This is a genomic window from Sphaerisporangium sp. NBC_01403 (assembly GCF_045040145.1).
Taxonomy (GTDB): domain Bacteria; phylum Actinomycetota; class Actinomycetes; order Streptosporangiales; family Streptosporangiaceae; genus Sphaerisporangium; species Sphaerisporangium viridialbum.
Genome location: NZ_CP109534.1, coordinates 7,401,631 through 7,420,521 on the forward strand (window position 1 = coordinate 7,401,631; position 18,891 = coordinate 7,420,521).

The 18,891-nt window shown below is 68.7% G+C and carries 19 protein-coding genes and 1 tRNA gene; 9 read left to right on the top strand and 11 right to left on the bottom strand.

What is annotated here, in order from left to right:
* The first annotated feature begins 344 nt into the window (after positions 1-344).
* On the top strand, positions 345-1,151 hold the full coding sequence (locus OG589_RS33055; protein WP_405142009.1) for an S-methyl-5'-thioadenosine phosphorylase: 807 nt from the start codon (positions 345-347) through the stop codon (positions 1,149-1,151).
* A 453-nt stretch (positions 1,152-1,604) separates the two neighbouring features.
* Positions 1,605-2,192: an RcpC/CpaB family pilus assembly protein gene (locus tag OG589_RS33060; RefSeq protein ID WP_405142010.1), complete on the top strand. Its 588-nt coding sequence runs from the start codon at positions 1,605-1,607 to the stop codon at positions 2,190-2,192.
* Positions 2,193-2,229: 37 nt separating this feature from the next.
* Here the strand turns inward: OG589_RS33060 and OG589_RS33065 are convergent, their stop codons facing one another.
* The gene (locus tag OG589_RS33065; protein ID WP_405142011.1) at positions 2,230-3,318 is read right to left on the bottom strand and encodes a D-alanyl-D-alanine carboxypeptidase family protein; all 1,089 of its coding nucleotides are present in this window, start codon (positions 3,316-3,318) and stop codon (positions 2,230-2,232) included.
* A gap of 1,745 nt (positions 3,319-5,063) precedes the next feature.
* Here OG589_RS33065 and OG589_RS33070 point away from each other — a divergent pair.
* Positions 5,064-5,136 (top strand) — tRNA-Arg (locus OG589_RS33070).
* A 374-nt stretch (positions 5,137-5,510) separates the two neighbouring features.
* Here the strand turns inward: OG589_RS33070 and OG589_RS33075 are convergent.
* From OG589_RS33075 to OG589_RS33095, 5 genes are all read right to left on the bottom strand, one after another.
* Positions 5,511-5,672, bottom strand: a complete 162-nt coding sequence (locus tag OG589_RS33075) for a hypothetical protein (RefSeq protein WP_405142012.1) — start codon at positions 5,670-5,672, stop codon at positions 5,511-5,513.
* A 348-nt stretch (positions 5,673-6,020) separates the two neighbouring features.
* Entirely contained in the window at positions 6,021-7,214 is a 1,194-nt protein-coding gene (locus OG589_RS33080; protein ID WP_405142013.1) for an ABC transporter permease, read from the bottom strand.
* The gene (locus tag OG589_RS33085) at positions 7,211-7,864 is read right to left on the bottom strand and encodes an ABC transporter ATP-binding protein (RefSeq protein ID WP_405142014.1); all 654 of its coding nucleotides are present in this window, start codon (positions 7,862-7,864) and stop codon (positions 7,211-7,213) included. The genes OG589_RS33080 and OG589_RS33085 overlap by 4 nt, the downstream gene beginning before the upstream one ends.
* Positions 7,861-8,913, bottom strand: coding sequence for a peptidoglycan-binding protein (locus OG589_RS33090; RefSeq protein WP_405142015.1), 1,053 nt, complete (start codon positions 8,911-8,913; stop codon positions 7,861-7,863). Before OG589_RS33090 ends, OG589_RS33085 begins: the two co-directional genes overlap by 4 nt.
* The gene (locus OG589_RS33095) at positions 8,910-9,434 is read right to left on the bottom strand and encodes a hypothetical protein (protein ID WP_405142016.1); all 525 of its coding nucleotides are present in this window, start codon (positions 9,432-9,434) and stop codon (positions 8,910-8,912) included. Before OG589_RS33095 ends, OG589_RS33090 begins: the two co-directional genes overlap by 4 nt.
* Before the next feature lie 87 nt (positions 9,435-9,521).
* On the opposite strand from OG589_RS33095, the gene OG589_RS33100 reads away from it, so the two are divergent.
* Positions 9,522-10,166, top strand: a complete 645-nt coding sequence (locus OG589_RS33100) for a response regulator transcription factor (protein ID WP_405142018.1) — start codon at positions 9,522-9,524, stop codon at positions 10,164-10,166.
* Positions 10,163-11,374 (top strand): sensor histidine kinase, encoded by a 1,212-nt coding sequence (locus OG589_RS33105; RefSeq protein WP_405142019.1) that lies wholly within the window; start codon positions 10,163-10,165, stop codon positions 11,372-11,374. The genes OG589_RS33100 and OG589_RS33105 overlap by 4 nt, the downstream gene beginning before the upstream one ends.
* Before the next feature lie 423 nt (positions 11,375-11,797).
* Here OG589_RS33105 and OG589_RS33110 read toward each other — a convergent pair whose 3' ends face one another.
* On the bottom strand, positions 11,798-12,331 hold the full coding sequence (locus OG589_RS33110; RefSeq protein ID WP_405142021.1) for a hypothetical protein: 534 nt from the start codon (positions 12,329-12,331) through the stop codon (positions 11,798-11,800).
* A gap of 469 nt (positions 12,332-12,800) precedes the next feature.
* Here OG589_RS33110 and OG589_RS33115 point away from each other — a divergent pair, with 469 nt between their 5' ends.
* From OG589_RS33115 to OG589_RS33125, 3 genes are all read left to right on the top strand, one after another.
* Positions 12,801-13,169: a hypothetical protein gene (locus tag OG589_RS33115; RefSeq protein ID WP_405142023.1), complete on the top strand. Its 369-nt coding sequence runs from the start codon at positions 12,801-12,803 to the stop codon at positions 13,167-13,169.
* A 356-nt stretch (positions 13,170-13,525) separates the two neighbouring features.
* Positions 13,526-13,918, top strand: a complete 393-nt coding sequence (locus OG589_RS33120) for a VOC family protein (protein ID WP_405142024.1) — start codon at positions 13,526-13,528, stop codon at positions 13,916-13,918.
* Complete coding sequence (locus OG589_RS33125; protein ID WP_405142026.1) at positions 13,915-14,790, top strand: sigma-70 family RNA polymerase sigma factor; 876 nt, start codon at positions 13,915-13,917, stop codon at positions 14,788-14,790. Before OG589_RS33120 ends, OG589_RS33125 begins: the two co-directional genes overlap by 4 nt.
* A 1,419-nt stretch (positions 14,791-16,209) precedes the next feature.
* Here OG589_RS33125 and OG589_RS33130 read toward each other — a convergent pair.
* Entirely contained in the window at positions 16,210-17,613 is a 1,404-nt protein-coding gene (locus tag OG589_RS33130; protein ID WP_405142028.1) for a hypothetical protein, read from the bottom strand.
* Positions 17,614-17,798: 185 nt separating this feature from the next.
* Positions 17,799-18,023, bottom strand: a complete 225-nt coding sequence (locus tag OG589_RS33135; RefSeq protein ID WP_405152257.1) for a hypothetical protein — start codon at positions 18,021-18,023, stop codon at positions 17,799-17,801.
* Between OG589_RS33135 and OG589_RS33140 the strand changes: the two genes are divergently transcribed.
* Positions 17,985-18,131, top strand: a complete 147-nt coding sequence (locus OG589_RS33140; protein ID WP_405152180.1) for a hypothetical protein — start codon at positions 17,985-17,987, stop codon at positions 18,129-18,131. The two genes, OG589_RS33135 and OG589_RS33140, sit on opposite strands and share 39 nt — an antisense overlap.
* A 208-nt stretch (positions 18,132-18,339) precedes the next feature.
* On the opposite strand, the gene OG589_RS33145 is transcribed toward OG589_RS33140, so the two are convergent.
* Together OG589_RS33145 and OG589_RS33150 are read right to left on the bottom strand one after the other, a co-directional pair.
* Positions 18,340-18,525: a hypothetical protein gene (locus OG589_RS33145; protein WP_405142030.1), complete on the bottom strand. Its 186-nt coding sequence runs from the start codon at positions 18,523-18,525 to the stop codon at positions 18,340-18,342.
* Positions 18,526-18,538: 13 nt separating this feature from the next.
* Positions 18,539-18,766: a helix-turn-helix domain-containing protein gene (locus OG589_RS33150; RefSeq protein ID WP_405142031.1), complete on the bottom strand. Its 228-nt coding sequence runs from the start codon at positions 18,764-18,766 to the stop codon at positions 18,539-18,541.
* Between the last annotated feature and the right edge of the window lie 125 nt (positions 18,767-18,891).

The window sequence follows — 18,891 nt, forward strand, 5'->3', positions numbered from 1 at the left end:
GGCCGTACAACCTCGCTTGGACGCCTGCCTTCTCCCATGCACAGGCCGTAGTGGCGTTGCCCTCTTCACAGCGCAAGCCGGACGCGACACCATCAAACCGACCGCCTGCACCTTGCCACCGGCCCTTCCGTCGCGGCATGACTGGTCGTTGCAAGTGGCTCGCAGAACCGCACGCGGCCACGCCGTGCTCCAAGAAGCCGGTCACAGGGGCGTTCTAGCGGCCCGGCCTCCCCCATCGCAACGCACCACGACTTCCGCCCCACCGGCGATCTCACGGCCAGGGTTATCCACAGGTCTCGACTCTGATCTCTTCTGCCCGGGCCTGGGGCGCTAGTGTCTGCGCCATGGTCATGAGAGCGGACATCGGGGTCATCGGCGGGTCAGGGTTCTACTCCCTCCTCGATGATGCCGAAGAGATCGACGTCGCCACGCCGTACGGGCCTCCGAGCGACACCATCACTGTGGGCCACATCGGCTCGCGCTCAGTGGCGTTCGTGCCCCGCCACGGCCGCGACCACCGGTTTCCTCCCCATCGCATTCCCTATCGGGCGAACCTCTGGGCGCTTCGCTCCCTCGGCGTGCGCCAGGTGCTGGCACCGAGCGCCGTCGGGTCTCTCCAGGTGCGGTACGGCCCGGGCACCCTTGTGATCCCTGACCAGCTCGTCGATCGCACATCGGGCCGGGTGCAGACCTATTACGACGCGAACGGCGCGGTCCACGTCCCGTTCGCCGATCCTTACTGCCCCGTCGGCAGGGCTCTGTCCTGTTCGAAGGCTGAGTCCGACGGCTGGGATGCCGTCGACGGCGGCACTCTCGTCGTCATCGAAGGCCCCCGCTTCTCCACCAGGGCGGAGTCACGCTGGTTCACCTCCAACGGCTGGTCGATCGTCGGCATGACGGGCTACCCAGAGGCCGTTCTCGCCCGTGAACTGGCCCTCTGCTACACGACGTTGGCCCTCGTCACCGATCACGACGCCGGCGTCGACACGGGTGAGGGCGTCACCCAGGATGAAGTCTTCGCCTTCTTCGCGGCCAACAGCGAGCGCATGCGAGCCCTCGTCGGCTCGGTGGTCAAGGATCTCCCGACGGAGCGCACCTGCCCCTGCGGCGACGTGCTGAACGGCATCAACCTCCCCTTCGAACTCCCCTGACCCCTCCACACCCCCGACTCAACGAACTACGGCCCTCAAGCTCCACCCCCCAACTCCAGCAAACTGACCCCCTGGGCTCCCAGCCCAGCGCTCTCGATCCCACGCCCCGCGAAACCACCACCCTGACCCCGCCTCGCTATGCGCATCAGCCCCAAGCCTTTCTCTGGCGCGCCCCGCCCGCCCTGAACGGCGACCCGGCAGCGGTTGCCCGATCACCCTCTCCCCGCCTCCGTACCGTGAGGGCTCTCGCCACACGCGCGCAAAGCCATGCCTCGCCCCTCGCCTTAGGGCTTTCCGCAGGTGACCTGCCCGCCCGCCCGTACGAAGGATCTCGCTAGGGCGCTACCCGAGGCCTAACTCTGTCCTGAATGTCGACGTACACCTCAGCCGCAGGAGACAGCCATGCGGGCCGCACTACGTGTAGCTCGGATACTCAATCGGCGACGCCGGCTCATGGCCGTCGTCCTCGCGGCCATGGCCGCGGGAAGCATCGGCCTGGCCATGCGTCCAGCTCCCCTCACTGAGGTCCTGGCCGCCGCTCGCGACCTCAGGGCAGGCACGCTGACAGCATCAGACCTGACCGTGGCACGCATTCCGGAAGCAACCGTGCCCGATGGCGCGCTCCGCCCAGGTGCGTCCGTCGCCGGACGCGTCTTGGCCGCACCAGCCCGCCGCGGCGAGCCTCTCACCGACTTACGCCTGCTTGGCCCGGCCCTGGTCGACGCCTACGGCCCCGGCTTGCTGGCGACGCCCGTACGCATCACGGACGCCGGTTCGGCCCGCCTGCTTCGCGTGGGCGATGTCATCGACGTGATCGCAGCCGCCGCCCAGTGGGACGACGCCGCCCTCGATCCGCGGGCGGCCACGGTGGCCCAGGCCGTCACCGTCGTCGCCCTTCCGCGCTCGGCCGACTCGGCCGACTCCATGACGGAAAGCGGCGCTCTCGTCGTTCTGGCCACCACACCCGAGCAGGCCGCCCGTCTCGCCCGAGCCGGCACGGGTTCACGCCTGTCAATCACCATCCACGGCCACTCCCGATGACGACCGCTACCGGCGACCCCAGCAGCACAGATCTCGACTAAAGCAGAGAGCCGAGCTTCGGGTCGTACTCCCAGTGCCACGGCTCGAACGGGCTGTGATAGGCCCAGTCGGGGTGCATCCACCCGAACTTCTTGCTGTTGGCCTCAAGCCAGTTGAACTGCACCGAGCGGAAGACGTCGACACCACCGCACAGGTCCACCGCGAGCCCAAGCCCGTGGTTGCTTCGCCCGGGCACCGCCGCGAAGCCCGGCCTGCGGTAGAAGACGGCCTGCTGCTGGCCGAGGCTGCGGTAACTGTCGGTCACGCACATCGGCCTGCCGAACTGCTTCCTGTACGCCTCGTTGAGCGCGACGAAGGCGATCGCCGCGTCCGCCCGCAACTCGCGGCCCGGCTGCTGCAGCGGGCACAGGGCACTCTTGGGCAGCAGCCCGTTGGGATACTGCGCGGCGGAGCTCACCTGCGTGGGGTCGCACGCCGCCCCCGTACGGCCGCCCTGGTTGACGCGCACGCCGAGCTTGGTCAGCGCCTGGGAGAGCGACTTCACCACCGTCGCCGACCGCTTCCTCAGCGTGTCGATCTCAAGGCCGAGCTGGGCCTCGACCAGCAGCTTCGTCGCACGAAGATCCTGCGCCTCGCCGGCCAGCCTCTGCTGCTCCTGGTAGAGCCGCCCCGCGTCGGCCAGAACCTTGTCACGTCCCGAAACGATGTAGGTCATGTCGCTCAGAGCGCGAAGGCTGGTCCCATCGCTTTCGCCGGTGAAGAAGGGCGCCATGTCGCCGCCCGAAGGCTCCTGATACAGGGACTGCACCAGGTCCGCCAGCGGCCTTCGCACCTTGGACATCTCCAGGGTGGCCGTACGCAGCTGCTCCAGCTTGCCCTTGAGCTCCTTGTCGGCCTTCGCCAGCGTCGCCTGCCGCTGCTCCAGTGCCTTGGTGGCTTCTGCCAGCGCCTGGGACGATTTTTCGGCGTCGCGGCGCAATTGCGTCAGATTGCCAGGATCCAGCTCCTGGGGTGCAGCCTGGTGGGTGACCGCCCGCGCCTGCGCCGAGCCCGACGACGTCATGGTGAGCATGGAGACCATCACCATGAGTGCGGCGACCAGGCCCGCCGATCGGGGAGATGGCACGTTACGGACCCCTCCGTTTGCGAACTTGTGACCTGAGCCCGGCACGCACGTTACTACAGCAAGCTGCATAGTCGGACCCGAGTCATGCCAGCCGTTAGGTACGGATCATGGCATTTATACCTTCTCGCTATCGCACGGTTGGCACAGTTGCCACAGCCCGTTGCCGCGCCACCCAGAAGAACATCCCCGCCGCCACCCGGCCTCCGGCATACCCGCCATGGCCGAACTCACCATCAACACTCCCAATGCCGACCGCACCGCCAGCCCAGCGAACCTCGCGGCCAACACCCCGGACCCTGCCGACGGCCCCGAGTCCCCACGTCCTGCCGACAGCTCCGCGTCCCCAGATTGCGCCGACGGCTCCCCTTCCCCACGCCGTACCGGCGGCTCCGCTTCCCCACGCCCTACCGACAGCCCCGCGTCCCCTCGCCCTACCGACAGCCCCGCGTCCCCAGGTTGCGCCGACGGCTCCGCTTCCTGACGTTTCCTCGGTTGCTCCGCTTCCCCTCGTCTCGCCGTGCGTGCGGCTAGTGAATGCTCCTTCGGCCGCACCGCTCGCCCACGTCCACCTAGGCGTGCGGCTCCTTTACGCCCCCTCGAACCGACCACTTGCCCACGTCCCGCCAGGCGTGTGACCTTTGAACGCCCCCTCGACCCCACCGCTCGCCCAGGTCCCACTGACGGACCAGCTTGCGCACGTCCCCCCGACCGACCGGCCCGCGCACGTTTATCGGACGGACCCGCCTGCGCACGCCCCACCGACCGACCGGCCTGCGCAGTTTTATCGGACGGACCAGCTTGCACATGTCCCGGCGGCGGACCAGCTTGCCTATGCTCCTCAGCTCGCAGGCGTTGTGGTCGTTCCTCTGGGTGTGCCGCTTGTGCACCTTCGTCCGGAACCACGCCCTGCACACGCTCCGCTGGATGCGCCGCTGGCGTGTGATCTGCGGAGGGCACCGCCTGCGCAGGCTCCTCCGGCCGCACGGCGCTCGCGTGATCTTCATGCGACACCGCAGGCGCCCGCTCATCCGGTCGCGCCGCTCGCCCGTGCTTTCCCAGCGGCAACGCCGACGCGCGCTCCTCCTCCGGCAGCGCTCGCCATACATGCCGCCCCGGACGATCACTCCTCACCCGAGGCCACATCCCCACCGCCTCCGGCACGTCCGCCCGTAACGCGCGAGTCAGCCGACCATCGCGATCAGCCTGCGGATACCGTCCGGCCGGTTCCTCATGGCCGACCCGCAGGAGCGGATACATCGACTCCCACCCGCCGACAGTCATCCGCGAGACGTCCAGCGCCTCCTCGTCCCCGGAGATCAAAGGAGACGGAATCACACCTTCGTATTCATAATCCGCATGCGGCGGAGCCGGTACCGGAGTCACGAAGACCATGCTGGGGACGCCTTGCCACCCCGACAGCGCCTTCACATTCACCACATGTGCCTGCCGGCCCCGCACGTGCTCCTCATAGCCAGTGAGCTCAGCCACAAGGAGCCCTGCCGCGAGGACCGCGGGCGCCAGCATCGCCGCCACGAGCACACCCGGCCGGACACCCCGGCGCCTCTCAACCTGCATTCGTCGCTCAACGGTCACGCTGCGCGACAGTAGTCACCCAGCGCTACCGTACGTTGCTGGCATGTCAGCCTTTTACCCCAGCTCAGGGCACACATGAGATAGGAGTCGCAAAGCCAAGCCACGCCTCTGCACACATGGTGCTCGCCTTTCGGTACGCTTACACCAGCCCCGCCTCCGTAGCTCAGGGGATAGAGCACCGCTCTCCTAAAGCGGGTGCCGCAGGTTCGAATCCTGCCGGGGGCACTCACCTGACCAGCCGCTTAGCCCCTGACCTGGGGTTCAGCGCTTCGCCTCTTGGCGATCAGATGCAGCCGAGTGCCGTCGTGTACAGCCGTAGGCCAGTGATCGCGAACCATACGCGATCCGCTCTCAACGGCGTTTTCCCAAGTGGTGGCGGATAACTCAGCTACCCGCGGGGCGAGCCGACGCCTTCGCAGGGCGTGACCCTACGGCGAGCACCATGGCGGCGAGGGCGTACTAGACCACCACAGGCAGAGCGGTCCTGGAGTTCCCGGTGCTTAGGTAGAAACGCGGCCGGCGCCTGGCAGGACTGAGGCGGATATCCTCGGCTGTGGCCGACGCGCCGGCGTTTAGCGCCGCTGACGGGCGGCCTCCAGTCAGGAGAGCTCTTTCCCGACGCTGTTCACACCGGGGAGCTCACCGACCGCGCGCCTGACGCGGTCGACGAAGGTCACCGAGATCGCTTCGAGGGCAGTCCGCGCCACACGAGGGTCTTGCAGGTCGGCCAGCGACAGCGATGCCTTCTCCAGCCAGGCCAACGCCAGCGCCAGGGCAAGGGGCAGTTCGCCGCGCCGGTCCTTGGGCAGCAGGCGTGACTGCGCAGCACCTCGCGCATGTCGCTCTCCTGCGGCCGGTTCGGCAGGTCCGTCACCAGGGCGGGAACCAGCTATAGCAGGCCGTAGACGTCAGTCTCCCGGGTCCGGGCCGCCGAGGTGCGCCACCGGCTGAGCATAGGTCTGTGCGAATTCCAGGAACGTCGGCCCCGAGGGCGGCTGAAGAGCGGATGGTCGGCAGTTCGACCCTGCCCCTGACCACATCCTCTGAACAGCCCAAACGCCCCGAAGCTTGATCGCTCCGGGGCGCTTTGTGTTGGCCCTGACGGAGGGTCACGGGGCGGCAAGGGCCTCGGTGGGGGAGAGGCGGGCGGCGCGCCAGGCCGGGTAGATGCCGGCGAAACCGCCGATCACCAGCGTGGCGACCACGCCGCCGACGCCGGCCCACGCGGGCACCACCGCGGGCCAGTTCTGGTACGTCGCGTACGCCCCTGTCACGGCGATCCCCAGCAGTGCGCCGCCGACGCCGCCGAGCGCCGACAGCAGCAGGGATTCGGCGAGGAACTGGATCCTGATATGTCCCCGGGTGGCGCCCAGCGACCGGCGCAGGCCGATCTCCGCGCGCCGTTCGAGCACCGAGATGACCATCGTGTTCGCTACGCCCACGCCGCCGACCAGCAAGGCCACCGCGCCGAGGCCGAGCAGCAGCCCGGTCAAGGCCGTGTCCGTGGCCTGCTTGGCCGCGAGCGCGTCCGACGGCCGCGACACGTCCACCTCATTCGGGTTCTCCGGGTTGGCGGTGGCGCCCAGGACAGCCTTCACCGCCAGTACGGCGTCGTCCCGCGTACGGGTGTAGACGGTGGTCGGATACCCGTCGAAGCGCAGGGTGGACTTCGCCGCATGCCAGCCGACCAGGGCGGCGAAGTCCAGTTCCGGCGCGAGGACGACCGGGCGCAGGACGCCGACGACGGTGAACCACTGGCCGCCCAGCCACACCTTCACGTCCGGGGTGGCCCAGACGACGCCGAGCCGCTTGGCCGCCGAGGCCCCGAGCACCACGGCGGGGTACCGCACGGTGGCCGCGTTGAGCCACGTCCCGTTGGCCACGCTCGCGCCCACTGTGCCGAGCAGGTCGGTCCGCGCGGCCATCACCGTCAGGTTGCCCGTCTCGCCCGGCGGGACACGGTCACTCCGGTACACGTTGGCGCTGGTCAGCGTCCCCGTGGCCGTCACCGAGAGCACCGGGCCGATCCGGCCTATCATCGCCACCGACTCCTCCGGCAGGTGCGACTGGTCGCCGTGGAGGGTGTGCCCGGGGGACACCCGCAGCAGGTTCGTGCCGAGCGCGGCGAGCTGCCGGTTGAGGCTCTCCCGGCTGGAGCTCGCGATGCCGACCACGCACACCATCGCGGCGATGCCGAGCGCGATGCCGAGCGCGGACAGGAACACCCGCAGTGGCCGGGCGCGCAGACCGGCGGCGCCGACGCGGAAGGCGTCCGCGGGCGAAAGACGCGATGGCGCGGTCATGCGACCACCTGCCCGTCGCGTAGGTGCACCAGGCGGTGCAGCCCTGCGGCGAGGTCCCGGTCATGGGTGATCACCACGACGGTGGTGCCGGTGGAGCGCAGGTCCCGCAGCAGCCGCATCACCTCCGCGCCCGAGGTGGAGTCGAGATTGCCGGTCGGCTCGTCGGCGAGCAGTACGGGCGGATCGCCCACCACCGCGCGGGCGATGGCCACCCGTTGTTTCTCCCCACCGGAGAGCTCGTGCGGGCGGTGGTCCAGCCGGTGGCCCAGTCCCAGCCGCTCCAGGGTGGCGGCCGCCCGGCGGCGTCGCTCGCGCAGCCGTACGCCGGCGTAGAGCAGGCCGTCGGCCACGTTGTCCACCGCCGGCACGCCCGCCGCGAGGTGGAACTGCTGGAACACGAAGCCGACGGTGCGCCCCCGCAGCGCCGAGAGCCTCCGGTCCGGCAGCCGGGACACGTCGGTTCCGGCGATCGTCACCGTCCCGTTGGTCGGCAGGTCCAGCGCCCCTATGAGATGGAGCATCGTCGACTTGCCCGAGCCGGACGGGCCGACGACGCCGACCAGCTCGCCGGCGTCGATCGTCAGCGAGACGTCGCGCAGCGCCTGGAAGCCGCCCGGGTAGGTCTTGCCCACTCCGTTGAGGGTGATCATTCGGGCACCCCCACGAGCGTGCCCTCGGCGATGCCGTCACCGCTGACCTCCACCCGGCCGTCGCCGAACATGCCCAGCCGCACGGGCACGTACCGGCTGGTGGAGCCGGTCACCACCTGCAGGCCGTAACCGCCCTCGGCGAGCACGGCCAGCGCCGAGACGGGGACCGTGAGCACGTCGCGCACGCTGTCCGACACCAGGCTGACGACGACCGGGGCCCGGTCCAGCCGGCCGATCTTCGACTGGTCCCGGAGGGTCACGGTCACGTCGATCGTCGCGGGGCGCTGCTCGTCCGCCCCGGCGGTGGCCACGGTGCCCACCTTGGCGATCCTGCCCTTGACGGTCTTGCCGTCCGGGAGTTCGACCGTCGCGGGCAGCCCCCGCCTGACCAGGGTTTGCAGCGCCACGTCCAAGGCGATGCTGACCACCTTCGTGATGCCGGTGTAGGCGAGGATCGGCCCGCTCCCGGGGGCGCCGAGGCGCCCGGTGAGTGACGCCACCCGTATCGCGCCGGGCGCGATCACCACGGACGCCGGGTCGAAGACCCCGGTCTGCGTAAGCCCGAGATCCTTCTGCCACCGGCGTACGGCGACCGCCGTGGCCCAGGTGTACCGCCGGTCCACGGTCAGCCCCCGATAGCCGAGGGCGGTCAGGTTACGCTCCACCTCCTCGACGTCCCTGCCGACGTCCCCGATGCGCAGCTGCCGGTAGAGCGGGAGCCTGCCGTAGAACAGCGGCACCGGGTCGTCGTCCGCCCGGTAGACCGACCGGCCGCGTTTGATCGTGGTGCCGAGGCTCGGTAGCCAGGTGAGGGTGCCGGAACCGCGTCCGGCGACGGTCACCGACGCCCCATAGCCCAGCACCCCGTTCACCTGCTGGCTCCGGGTCAAGGTGGTCCGGGTGACCGGAGCGGTGGCGGGAAGTGCCCTGGTGGTGCTCGACGAGGCCGACGGACTCTTTCCGCCGAAGCCGATCGCGGCGGCCGTCACCACCGCGACCGCCAGCAGAGCCGACCCGCCTGCCAGCACCGTCCGGGTCGGCCGGTTCACTTCCCCTCCTTCTGTTCCTGGGGCAGCTTGTCCTTGCAGGCCTTGATGGCCGCCTTGTAGACCGGGTCGCTGTCGAGCTGTGCTCGGGTGACGTTCGCGAATCGGCCTTTGATCTTCATGTTTCCGTCGGTTGGGTCGGGGTCGGTCATCTCGACGTCGTGGGCGCGCATGCACACGGCGAAGGCCCGGAGCTGCTCCAGTTGCTCTGGCGGGGGGCCGGCCTCCCCTACCCCCTCCGGGAGGAAGCGCTGGCATGCCCGCAGGGCGGTTCGCCACGCGCGTTCCTTGCCGGGCGGCGGGGTGAGCCGGAGAGGTTCGTTCGGGCCGAGTTCCGGCATGTTCTGGCCGTGCTCCCCCATGCACCTCACGAAGCCGACCGGATCGCCGGTCGGGGGCGCGGATGGGCCGGCACTCGCGCTGCCGCTGGTCGCCGAGGCGATACCGGTGCCCTCGGGAGCCTTGGTGCAGGCGGCGACCGCCAGCCCGCACAGCAGGACGGGGATCACGAGAATTGGTCTCATGCCGTTGAGGTCTACGCCCCGGCCGGTGACAGCACCGCTACGTCCGATGTCGGACCGATGTCATGCCCGGCGACGCAGAATGACCTCATGCGAGTCCTGGTGGTCGAGGATCACGTCACGCTGGCCCATCGGATCGCCGAAGGGCTCCGAGACGCCGGGATGGCGGTCGACGTGGTCACCGACGGAGCGGCCGCCATGGTCGAGGCGGCCTCCACGGCGTACGACGTGATCGTGCTCGACCGGGACCTGCCCGGGGTCCACGGCGACCAGGTGTGCCGGTCGCTGGCCGGTGGCAGGGCCCGCATCCTGATGCTCACCGCGGCGGCCGGGGTCGACGATCGGGTCGACGGGCTGGAGCTGGGCGCCGATGACTACCTGGGCAAGCCGTTCGCGTTTCACGAGCTGGTCGCCCGGGTGCGCGCGCTCGGCCGCCGCGCGCCGTCCGCGCCGCCGATCGTCCGCCGCGGCGACCTGGTCGTGGACCGGGCCCGCCACCGGGCCAGCCGTGGCACCCGCGCGTTGTCGCTCACCCGTAAGGAGTTCGGGATCCTGGAGATGCTCATGGCCGCCGACGGCGGCGTGGTCAGCACCGAGGAGCTGCTGGAGCACGTCTGGGACGCCAACGCCGACCCGTTCAGCAACATCGTCTCGGTCACGATGACCCGGTTACGCCGCAAACTCGGTCCGCCGCCGGTGATCGAGACCGTCGTCGGACGGGGTTACCGGCTGTGACCCGGCCGCGCCTCACCATCCGGGTCCGCCTCACGCTGCTCTACACCGGCCTGTTCGCGGCGTGCGGGGCGATCGTTGTCGCCATCACCTACTTCCTCGTGGCCGGGCTTCCCGAGATCCAAGGCACGGGGACGCGCCCGGCGGACAATGCCGAGCAGTTCCTCACATACTGCAGGCAGGCCCTCCGCGTGGACGCCGACCCCGGGCTTCAGGCCAAGTGCGACCTGGCCTACCTGGAAGGCGTCGTGGCCGGCGCGGCGGGCCAGCGCGAGGCGACCCTGTCACACCTGCTGCGGTACTCGCTGATCACCCTCGTGGCGGTCACCCTCCTCGCCGCGCTCGCCGGGTGGATCGTCGCCGGGCGGGTGCTGCGCCCGGTCCACCGCATCACCGCGGCGGCACGCGCCGCGTCCGAGCACAACCTGTCGGCGCGGGTGTCGCTGACCGGTCCGCGCGACGAGCTGCACGAGCTGGCCGACACCTTCGACGACATGCTCGGCCGCCTGCAGGCGGCGTTCGAGAGCCAGCGGCGGTTCATCGCCAACGCCAGCCACGAGCTGCGCACGCCACTGACCGTCATGCGCGCCACCGTCGACGTCGTCCTCGGCAAGCGGGCACCCACGGAGGCGGAGCTGCTGAGCATGGGCCGGGACGTCCGGGTCGCCGTCGACCAGGCCGAGGCGGTCGTGGGGGCCCTGCTCACCCTGGCGCGGAACGAGCGCGGGCTGAGCGTCCGGGAGAAGGTCGACCTGGCCACCGTGGCAGAGGACGTCCTCGACGAGGCCAGGCTCGGCGACCGCAAGCTGCACACGACACTGGAGCCGGTGGTGACGTGGGGCGACCCCGTGCTGCTGGAACGGCTCGTCGCCAACCTGGTCGACAACGCCATCCGCTACAACCTGCCCGGCGGCGACATCTGGCTCACCACCTCCGCCAGGAACGGGCACGTCACGCTCTCAGTGGCGAACACCGGGCCGGATGTCCCCGCGGACCGGGTCGGCGCCCTGTTCGAGCCCTTCCAGCGCCTGACCGATCGCACCGGGTCCGACGGCTTCGGGCTGGGGCTGGCGATCGTCTCGTCGATCGCGGCCGTGCACGACGGCACGGTCACCGCCGCTCCCCGCCCGGACGGGGGCCTGAGCGTCACTCTGACGGTTCCAGCGGCCGGGTCTGCACCGCGCGAGCAGTCGTCAGATCACGCCCCTTGATTGGGGCGATCCAGGCAGGTGGATCGACCGTGATGGCGGGCCAGAGTTCGCGTGGGAGGTTGTGACCCATGCCCGGATAGAGGAAATCGACGAGCTCTGCGCTCGGGCCGGCCGTACGCAGGTGCTCACGATGGCGTCGGGTGGGTTCGCCGCTACGGGGTCAGGATTGAGCCGTCGTTGAGAAGGTCAGGCCCGTAGCACCATCCGCCGTGACGATCGCTGACGGTGGCTGATCTGCGTAGCGGGCTGGGGCGATCGCCGCCGATTGGCCTCCTTCGTCGGCCCACGGCATCGGTGACCGTGGCTGATGTCTGCGCGTGCTGCTTCTCTCGGCCTCGCCGGTCACGTGATGCTTCACGAGAAGCCAACCTAGGCCCCGGGTCAGGCAGGTGGAGGCTCATCCTCAGCGCGGCTGGTAGCGGGTCAAAGCCAGAAGAACACCAGAACAGTGAGGCCCAGGCCCAGCGCCACGAAGCGGAGCGTCCTCGGGTGCCGAGCGGCCTCTCGCCGCGAGGAGATCACCAGCACGGTGCCCACGGCCGACGCCACCAGCAGGTGCAGGGCGTACCACAAGGGAACGGGGAGCTTTCCCAGGACGGTCGCGGACAGCAGGTCATCGGCGGCACCGTAGCCGGCGAGCCCCCCGAGCACGCCCAGGCCCAGCACCACGAGTGCATACCGGAACCGGCCGAGCATGGCCCAGACGACGGTCCCCAGGACGAGCAGGACCGAGGAGCTGTGGTGCAGTTGCCGCATGAGCAGGCCGCCGCGCACGTCAAAGCTGATCTTCAGGATCGAGTCGTAGGCGGCGCTCATCGGGACGCCGCGCAGCGGCTCGTAGGTTCCGCCGTAGGACACCATCTGGCCGCTTGGCGTGTAGAAGAACGCGAGGAAGCCGCCGGTGAGCAGGACGACCACGAAACAGTACATCAGCATCTCGCCTACCAGCTGCCTCATCCGCTCCATTCGGCATATTTCACCACAACGGATAGAGGCCGCTCCGGCTTTTGGATCACCCCCGGGAGCGCAACGACCCTGTCGTTCGTCCTCGCCGCGCTCCGCGCAGTACACCTTGACCAGTTCCTCGGCCTGACGGGGTGCTCCATTGTTGCGGGAGCGGAAGGGGGCCATCGGGAGGTATGGCAAGCAGAAGGCCCCGGCGAGGAAGCCGGGGCCGAGATGAGCGGAGGTCAGTCAGCCGAGAGCGTGGTTGATCTTTCCGTTGATGTGGTCTTGCTGGCCGTCGAGGCACTTGGCGTACACGCGTAGGAGAACGTCAACGCTGCGGCGCCTGGCGCGCCTGGCCGTCAGGCGAGCTTCGCGCAGCGGGCGTACGCATTGACCTGGCTCGGACCCGTGAACGCATCCGAAGTACGCCAACCCGGCGACCTACCTGTACACCCCGGCGCAGTGGGCGCCGCGGCGCGTGGAGTTCTGCAAGCTGGTCGGCAAGCCCGCCGATGCGGCTGACGCGATCGCCCAGGGCAAGGCTGAGCTGCATGAGGCGCTGGGCGAGCTGGAGAACACCCTGGCCGGGGCGCTGCCGGACGATACGGGGGCGGTCCGCCTGGACGACGACGACAACCTGGTGGTCCCCAAGCTGTCGGCCGAGGACGTCCCGGGCGAGGCCCGCGAGCTCAAGGAGGAACTGGCCGGGATGCTGCCGTTCGCGCCGATCGCCTCGCTGCTGATCGAGCTGGACGTGCGGACCGGGTTCCTGGACTGCTTCACCCACTCCGGTGGGCACCGGCAGACCAAGTCGATGGAGGTGAAGCGCAACATCCTCGCCGTTTGATGCTCCGCGACCACGACGAACAGACCACCGCGCAGGCCCAGCCGACCAGCGCCTGATCAGACACCCCACCCCCAGGCTGGTAGTGGCCAACCGGACCTGGTGGTACACGGCCAAGATCTGGTGATGGGCGGCCACCGATTCTGGTGGCTGGTGGCCATACTCCCTGGCGGGGGTGTGTTCCGTTTCGATCAGCTGAACCATGTGCTGGGCCTGGACACGTGCTGCCGAGCCACACCGCATGCGCCCGGTAACCGCTCCGGCGGACCGGTCCTGTTACCTTCTCCCGTCGGCACTCGTCATAGGTGCGACGACCGAATACGAACGGTCGTCGCACCAACGAGTGAATCGAGAACAGGATGCTGACCAACATCATGTACGTGACGATCTACGTCACCGATCAGGACCGCGCGCTGGGGTTCTACACCGAGGGACTCGGCCTGGAGAAGCGGATCGACTTCCCGGGGCCCGACGGACGTTTCCTCACCGTCGGCGTTCCCGATAGCCCGGTGCAGATCATCCTGTGGTCGCATGCGGCGGCCGCGGGACAGCCGGCCGACGTGGGCCAGCATGCCGCGCCCGGTCCGCTGATCCTCGAATCCGACGATTTGCGAAAGGATTTCGAGATCCTGCGCCAGCGCGGCGTCATCTTCGAAGAGTCCGAACCCGAGGACTATCCGTTCGGGGTCCGCATCGAGGCGGTGGACCCGGACGGCAACCGGGTCTCGCTCCGTCAGCAGCGAAAGCCGTGAGCGCACACCCGTCCGGCCTCGTGACCGAGGCGTTCGAAGCCCAGCGCGATCGGCTGCGCGCCGTCGCGTACCGCGTGCTGGGCTCGCACGCCGACGCCGAGGACGTGGTCCAGGAAGCCTGGATGCGCCTCGTCCGCCAGGACGAGGCGACCATCGGCAACCTGGCGGGTTGGCTGACCACCGTGGTCGGCCGAATCAGCCTGGACCTCCTGAGATCCCGCCAAGCCCACCCCGAAACCGCCTACGGGCAAGAGTTTGCGGACCTCGTGGTGACGCCCGACGACGACCCCGCGCCGGACGAGCAGGTGGCGCTGGCCGATTCGGTCGGCCTCGCCCTGCTCGTCGTGCTCGACTCGCTCACCCCGGGCGAGCGCCTGGCGTTCGTCCTGCACGACATGTTCGCGGTCCCGTTCCACGAAATCGGCCAGATCCTGGGCAAATCCGCCGACGCCACCAAGATGACCGCCAGCCGCGCCCGCCGCAAGGTCCAAGCCACGGACCGGCCGGCGGGCACCGGCCGCGAGCACCGAGAGGTCGTCCAGGCATTCCGCGCCGCCGCCCTCAGCGGCGACTTCGAAGCGCTCCTGCGTGTCCTCGACCCGAACGTGAAGCTGACCGTCGACACCCCCGACGGCGTGGTCGTCACCCTCGGCGCCACCGAGGTCGCCGCCGGCGCCCGCATGTTCTCCGGCGAGGTCGCCCGCCACCGACCCGTGCTGGTCAACGGCATCCCCGGCCACATGTCCTGGCGCCCCGACGGAACCCCTCTCTCCGTCATCGCCTTCACAGTCACCGAAGGCCGGATCACCGGCATCCACATCATCGTCGACCCGGCCAAACTCGCCTCGATCCATCTGCCCGCCCTGGCCTGAGCCGGTGTCGTCAGGGTCGGCCCGTGCATGTGCAAGTCATCCCGGGCCGACCGACCGAGTTCCTCGGCGCCGTGGCCGGTTCGGACAGCGCTGTCTTCGGCATGAGCGGTCAGTTCCGCGGGTGGCCGGTTCGTCGCCAATGTCCAGCGTCCCCACCGGAGGTAAGGACGCCTGGAACCGCGCCTGCTTGCACCACACCCGTTGCGACCGCCAAACATCTCCCACATCAGCCTCTGAGCTGCATAAACTCAAAGAATTGCGGAGACGCACGCGGGCGGAGCCCCGAAGAACAGCCCGTAGGCGTAGATGGTCTTGAGCAGGGCGGAGTCCCGCATCGCGGTCAACGCTCCCTTGCGACCCCTGTCTCGAGCGGCCTCCACCCGACCGTCGGCGGCATCGAACAGGGCCTGGACTTCTTCGTAGGTGAGCGGCCCCGTTCGGGACGGCCTTCGTAGTCAGCGACGTGAGCGACCCGGTTGTCCTCGGTGAAGATCTGCTGCGGGATCTGTCCGAACCGCTGATGACGCTCCTCCGGCCACGACGCCTCCGAGGCAGCGTTAGCGCAGGTCAGCCAAATCCGACCGAAATTTCCCCGGGACTACTGGGACCCCTGTGACGCCTCGCTGTGCGTAAAGAAGTACGGCGGATTGGCATGTTCGGCAGGCACGAGATCGTCTGCTGGGTTTTCGCGCGCGGTGCGCGGCGGCCGGAATGCGAGCGGCGGTGGCGGCGGGAAGCTTGGCGGCAGCCGCCTCCCGGGGCCAGAATTCGGCGGTCTCGAGTTCGTCGGCTTGGAACCGGATGTGGGGCCGGCGATGATCCAGCCCTGCCAGTTCCAGGCGTCGACGGCGAGCCACAGGCCGGCGGCCAGTGCGGCCAAGCGGCCCCCAGACGCCGAACGCGGCCGACACTTCGAGGCTCGCGATGCCTTCGCGGGCTTGGGCGAGGGTGGTCGCACGCAGGTCGGACGGGTCGGACACCGATCGGCGGACCGAGCACGCAGCGACGGGAATCCAGGTGAATCCACGCCCAGTCGTAACACCGCTCATCCTTGGACCCGCCCCACACGACACCCGCTGCCAGGCATCGGCCGCAAGCGAGAGCGGCTTGGGCCTGCCCGCGTCTTCCTGCCCAGGGGCCGCAGGGTCCCCGGGGTCAAGGCCGGCCCCCGCCAGGGGGCTGTCGCGCGCCAGCCTGCCATCGCCGCCCTCGCGCTGCCAGCGGTCCCCGACCACCCAGTTTCTTCAACGTGCTCGAACAGATCCCCAGATCCCGGGCTACCTGTGCGATCGGCTTGCCGGTCTCCCGGACCGCACCCTGCCTCTGAAGTCCTGGTCAAACTTCCTGCGCATCTCTGCCATCGCCTGCCTCCCTCAAGGCGATATGTCCACGCTACGAGGGGAAATGCACCCGGAACCGTCATCCCGTAGAGGGACGCAGGACGATCTTGTCGTAGTGATTGGCGAAGAAGGAGACGAAGGCCAGTGCTTCGGGGATCACACCCATCTCGTTGCTGTGTGCGGTCAGCAGCGCGGTGGCGTTGTTGCCGCGGGTGGCGTACACGGTGAAGGCACGGTTCGCCGGTAGGCCCCGGACGTCGATGTCCACTTCATCGACTCCGGGAAGTGCCCGGATTTGGGCGTTCCCCGCCGCCCCGGGGACTCCTTGCACTTCGATGGGGTAGTTTTCGATGCGCATGCCCAAGCCCTGCTGACCGAGGTGTGCGGTGCTGCCTGGGCTGGTGCGGGCGACGTAGACCAACGCCATCGGGGACTGACCAATGCGCAGGGTATCGATCACTTTCATGGATCTGGTGTCGATCACGTCGACTGCGTCGGAGTACTGCAGCGCCACGTACATGCGGGTGTTGTCCGGGCTGGGCCAGATACCGTGCGGACCGAGACCATGGTTTTGGATGCGATTGACCAGCGTCGGTGGGCCGCCGGTGGTCGAGCGCCGATAGACGATGGTCTGACCGAGGTCGCCCACGGTCATGTAGGCATAGTTCACGCCATCGACCGTGACGAAGTTAGGGTGGTTCGTCCGCGGACCGGTGTTCAAGACGGCCTCAACCTTGTACGTCTGCGCGTTGACCACGGCGGTGGTATAGCCGTTGTCCGGCATGCCCAACCAGATCTCTTTGCCGTCGGGGGAGATCGCCTCGTCGGAGGAACCACCAGCAACGTTCGGTACCGTGACGTGCTGGATGATCTTGCGGCTGGGCACATCGATGACATCGAAGGCTTCGGCCCGCAGATGGTTCACATAGGCCCGCCGGCCATCCGGGCTGAAGACCACCTTCGACGGGCCGTCTTCGGAGTGGATGCGGGCGATGACCCGGTCATGGCGCCAATCGATGACCGCGACGGTGTCCACGCCTCGCTCGGCGACCCACAGTTCGTTTCCATCAGCGGAGAAGAATCCTTCGTGTGGGGCGCGTTCAAGGTAGATGGTGTGCACGACGGCATTGGTGGCGGTATCGATGACGTGGACGGCGTTGGTGGTGACGTCGACGACGTCAAGGTACCGGCCATCGCGCGAGAAACCGAGGCCGTGGACGTCGATTTCCCCGTCGTACATCGCGCCAAGAATATCTGCGTCGACATCCATGCGCGGTTTGCCCAGTGCGATCGTGCCCAGCACCGTGTCGGTCTTCGGATTGATCACACTAACCGTGTTGGAATCCTGGTCGGCGGTATACACCCGGTCATTCGCCGAGATCGGCTGCGCGCCAGGCAACGCCGGCGCCTGTGTCACGCCAACCACCGCACTCTGCCGGGTGGCCAGCGACCGCGGCGCGCAGGCAGCCGCCAGGGTTACCACGATCGTTAGCAACGCAATAACGACCGTTCTACTGTGAGGACCTTGGGACGAGCACATACGTACCCCCCGAGAAAATCTCTCGACTACGTATCCCCCGAGAAACCAGCCCACCCACAACTATCGCGCCGAAAGCGACATCATTATGCTAGGTGTGGTGTCTATATTGTACCTTGCCCGGGCCGGGGTTACTCGCGAATGGCACCTTCCCCACCAATGCCGACGATCGCCGTCGGTGGCATCCGTACACCGTGGATCAACGCGCCGGTCGTCGCCCTGACCGGGGTTGGCGGCAGCCCGATCCGGAGCATCCTGGCGATCCGCGACGACGGCCAAGCCCCTGCCAGCACGTCACCGACCTGATCGACCAGCACCTGGCTCAGGCAGAACAACGCCTCGCCGAACTCGCCCAAGCCCGCGACGCCCTCCGCGACCTGAAGCGTCGCGCCTCCGCCACGGATCCCGCCGACTGTTCCGAGGACCGGGTGTGCAGCATCCTCACCGTGGCGTCCCAGGGCTGACCCCCGGGCTCAGGATCGGGTCAACGTCACGGAAGCTGCGACACCGACACCCTTGCGACAGCTTGACAGTTCACGTAATAACGAGATCGTTCACAGCATATCCAGGCCGCGCAGGGTGGAGACCAGCGATGATGACGCTACGGGCGCGGTTTCCCCCGGGGAGTGAGCGGCGTGAAGACCCGCTGATCCTCCGATGTGGAGCGTCCAGCTAGGTCAGGATCCCGGCCTCGGTGCCGTCGGCGAGCCGGTAGTGGGTGAAGTCGGCCTGCCAGGTCTCGTTGGGCAGTGCGGCCTGGAAGCGGATGTAGAAGGAGCGTGGCCGCTTCTTCGGCTCGGGGGTGACCAGGCCGTGCCGGGTCAGGTAGCGGCTGATCGTGGCTCGCGAGGCGGTCACCTGGTGGTGGTGCTCAAGGTGCCAGCCGATCGTGTCCGGTCCGGCGTCCAAACCCTGGTCGCGCGGTCGGTGAGGTCTTCGGTCGCCTGGATCGCGGCTGGAACGCCGCCTCACCTTCGGCCCGGTAGCGGGCGATCAGCTTGGAAACCCACCCCTTGGACACCCCGTAGGAACGGGCGACCTCTGCCTGCGAGCGCCCCTCGATGACCACCGCGGTGATGACAAGTTTGGCTTTCGACACGGGCCGACTGTCGACCGCCGAGGTTTCCTATGTCTTGAGAGATGGGTCCTATGTCCTGAACCAGCACACTGCCGGGGGCACCTCTCGACCAGGCCAAACTGGCCACTAGTGTGGTGCACCTGAAA

Coding starts and splice junctions, on each gene's coding strand:
- OG589_RS33060 (WP_405142010.1), top strand. CDS start 1,605: ATGGCCGTCGTCCTCGCGGCCATGGCCGCGGGAAGCATCGGCCTGGCC.
- OG589_RS33085 (WP_405142014.1), bottom strand. CDS start 7,864: ATGATCACCCTCAACGGAGTGGGCAAGACCTACCCGGGCGGCTTCCAG.
- OG589_RS33110 (WP_405142021.1), bottom strand. CDS start 12,331: ATGAGGCAGCTGGTAGGCGAGATGCTGATGTACTGTTTCGTGGTCGTC.
- OG589_RS33120 (WP_405142024.1), top strand. CDS start 13,526: ATGCTGACCAACATCATGTACGTGACGATCTACGTCACCGATCAGGAC.
- OG589_RS33080 (WP_405142013.1), bottom strand. CDS start 7,214: ATGACCGCGCCATCGCGTCTTTCGCCCGCGGACGCCTTCCGCGTCGGC.
- OG589_RS33055 (WP_405142009.1), top strand. CDS start 345: ATGGTCATGAGAGCGGACATCGGGGTCATCGGCGGGTCAGGGTTCTAC.
- OG589_RS33095 (WP_405142016.1), bottom strand. CDS start 9,434: ATGAGACCAATTCTCGTGATCCCCGTCCTGCTGTGCGGGCTGGCGGTC.
- OG589_RS33100 (WP_405142018.1), top strand. CDS start 9,522: ATGCGAGTCCTGGTGGTCGAGGATCACGTCACGCTGGCCCATCGGATC.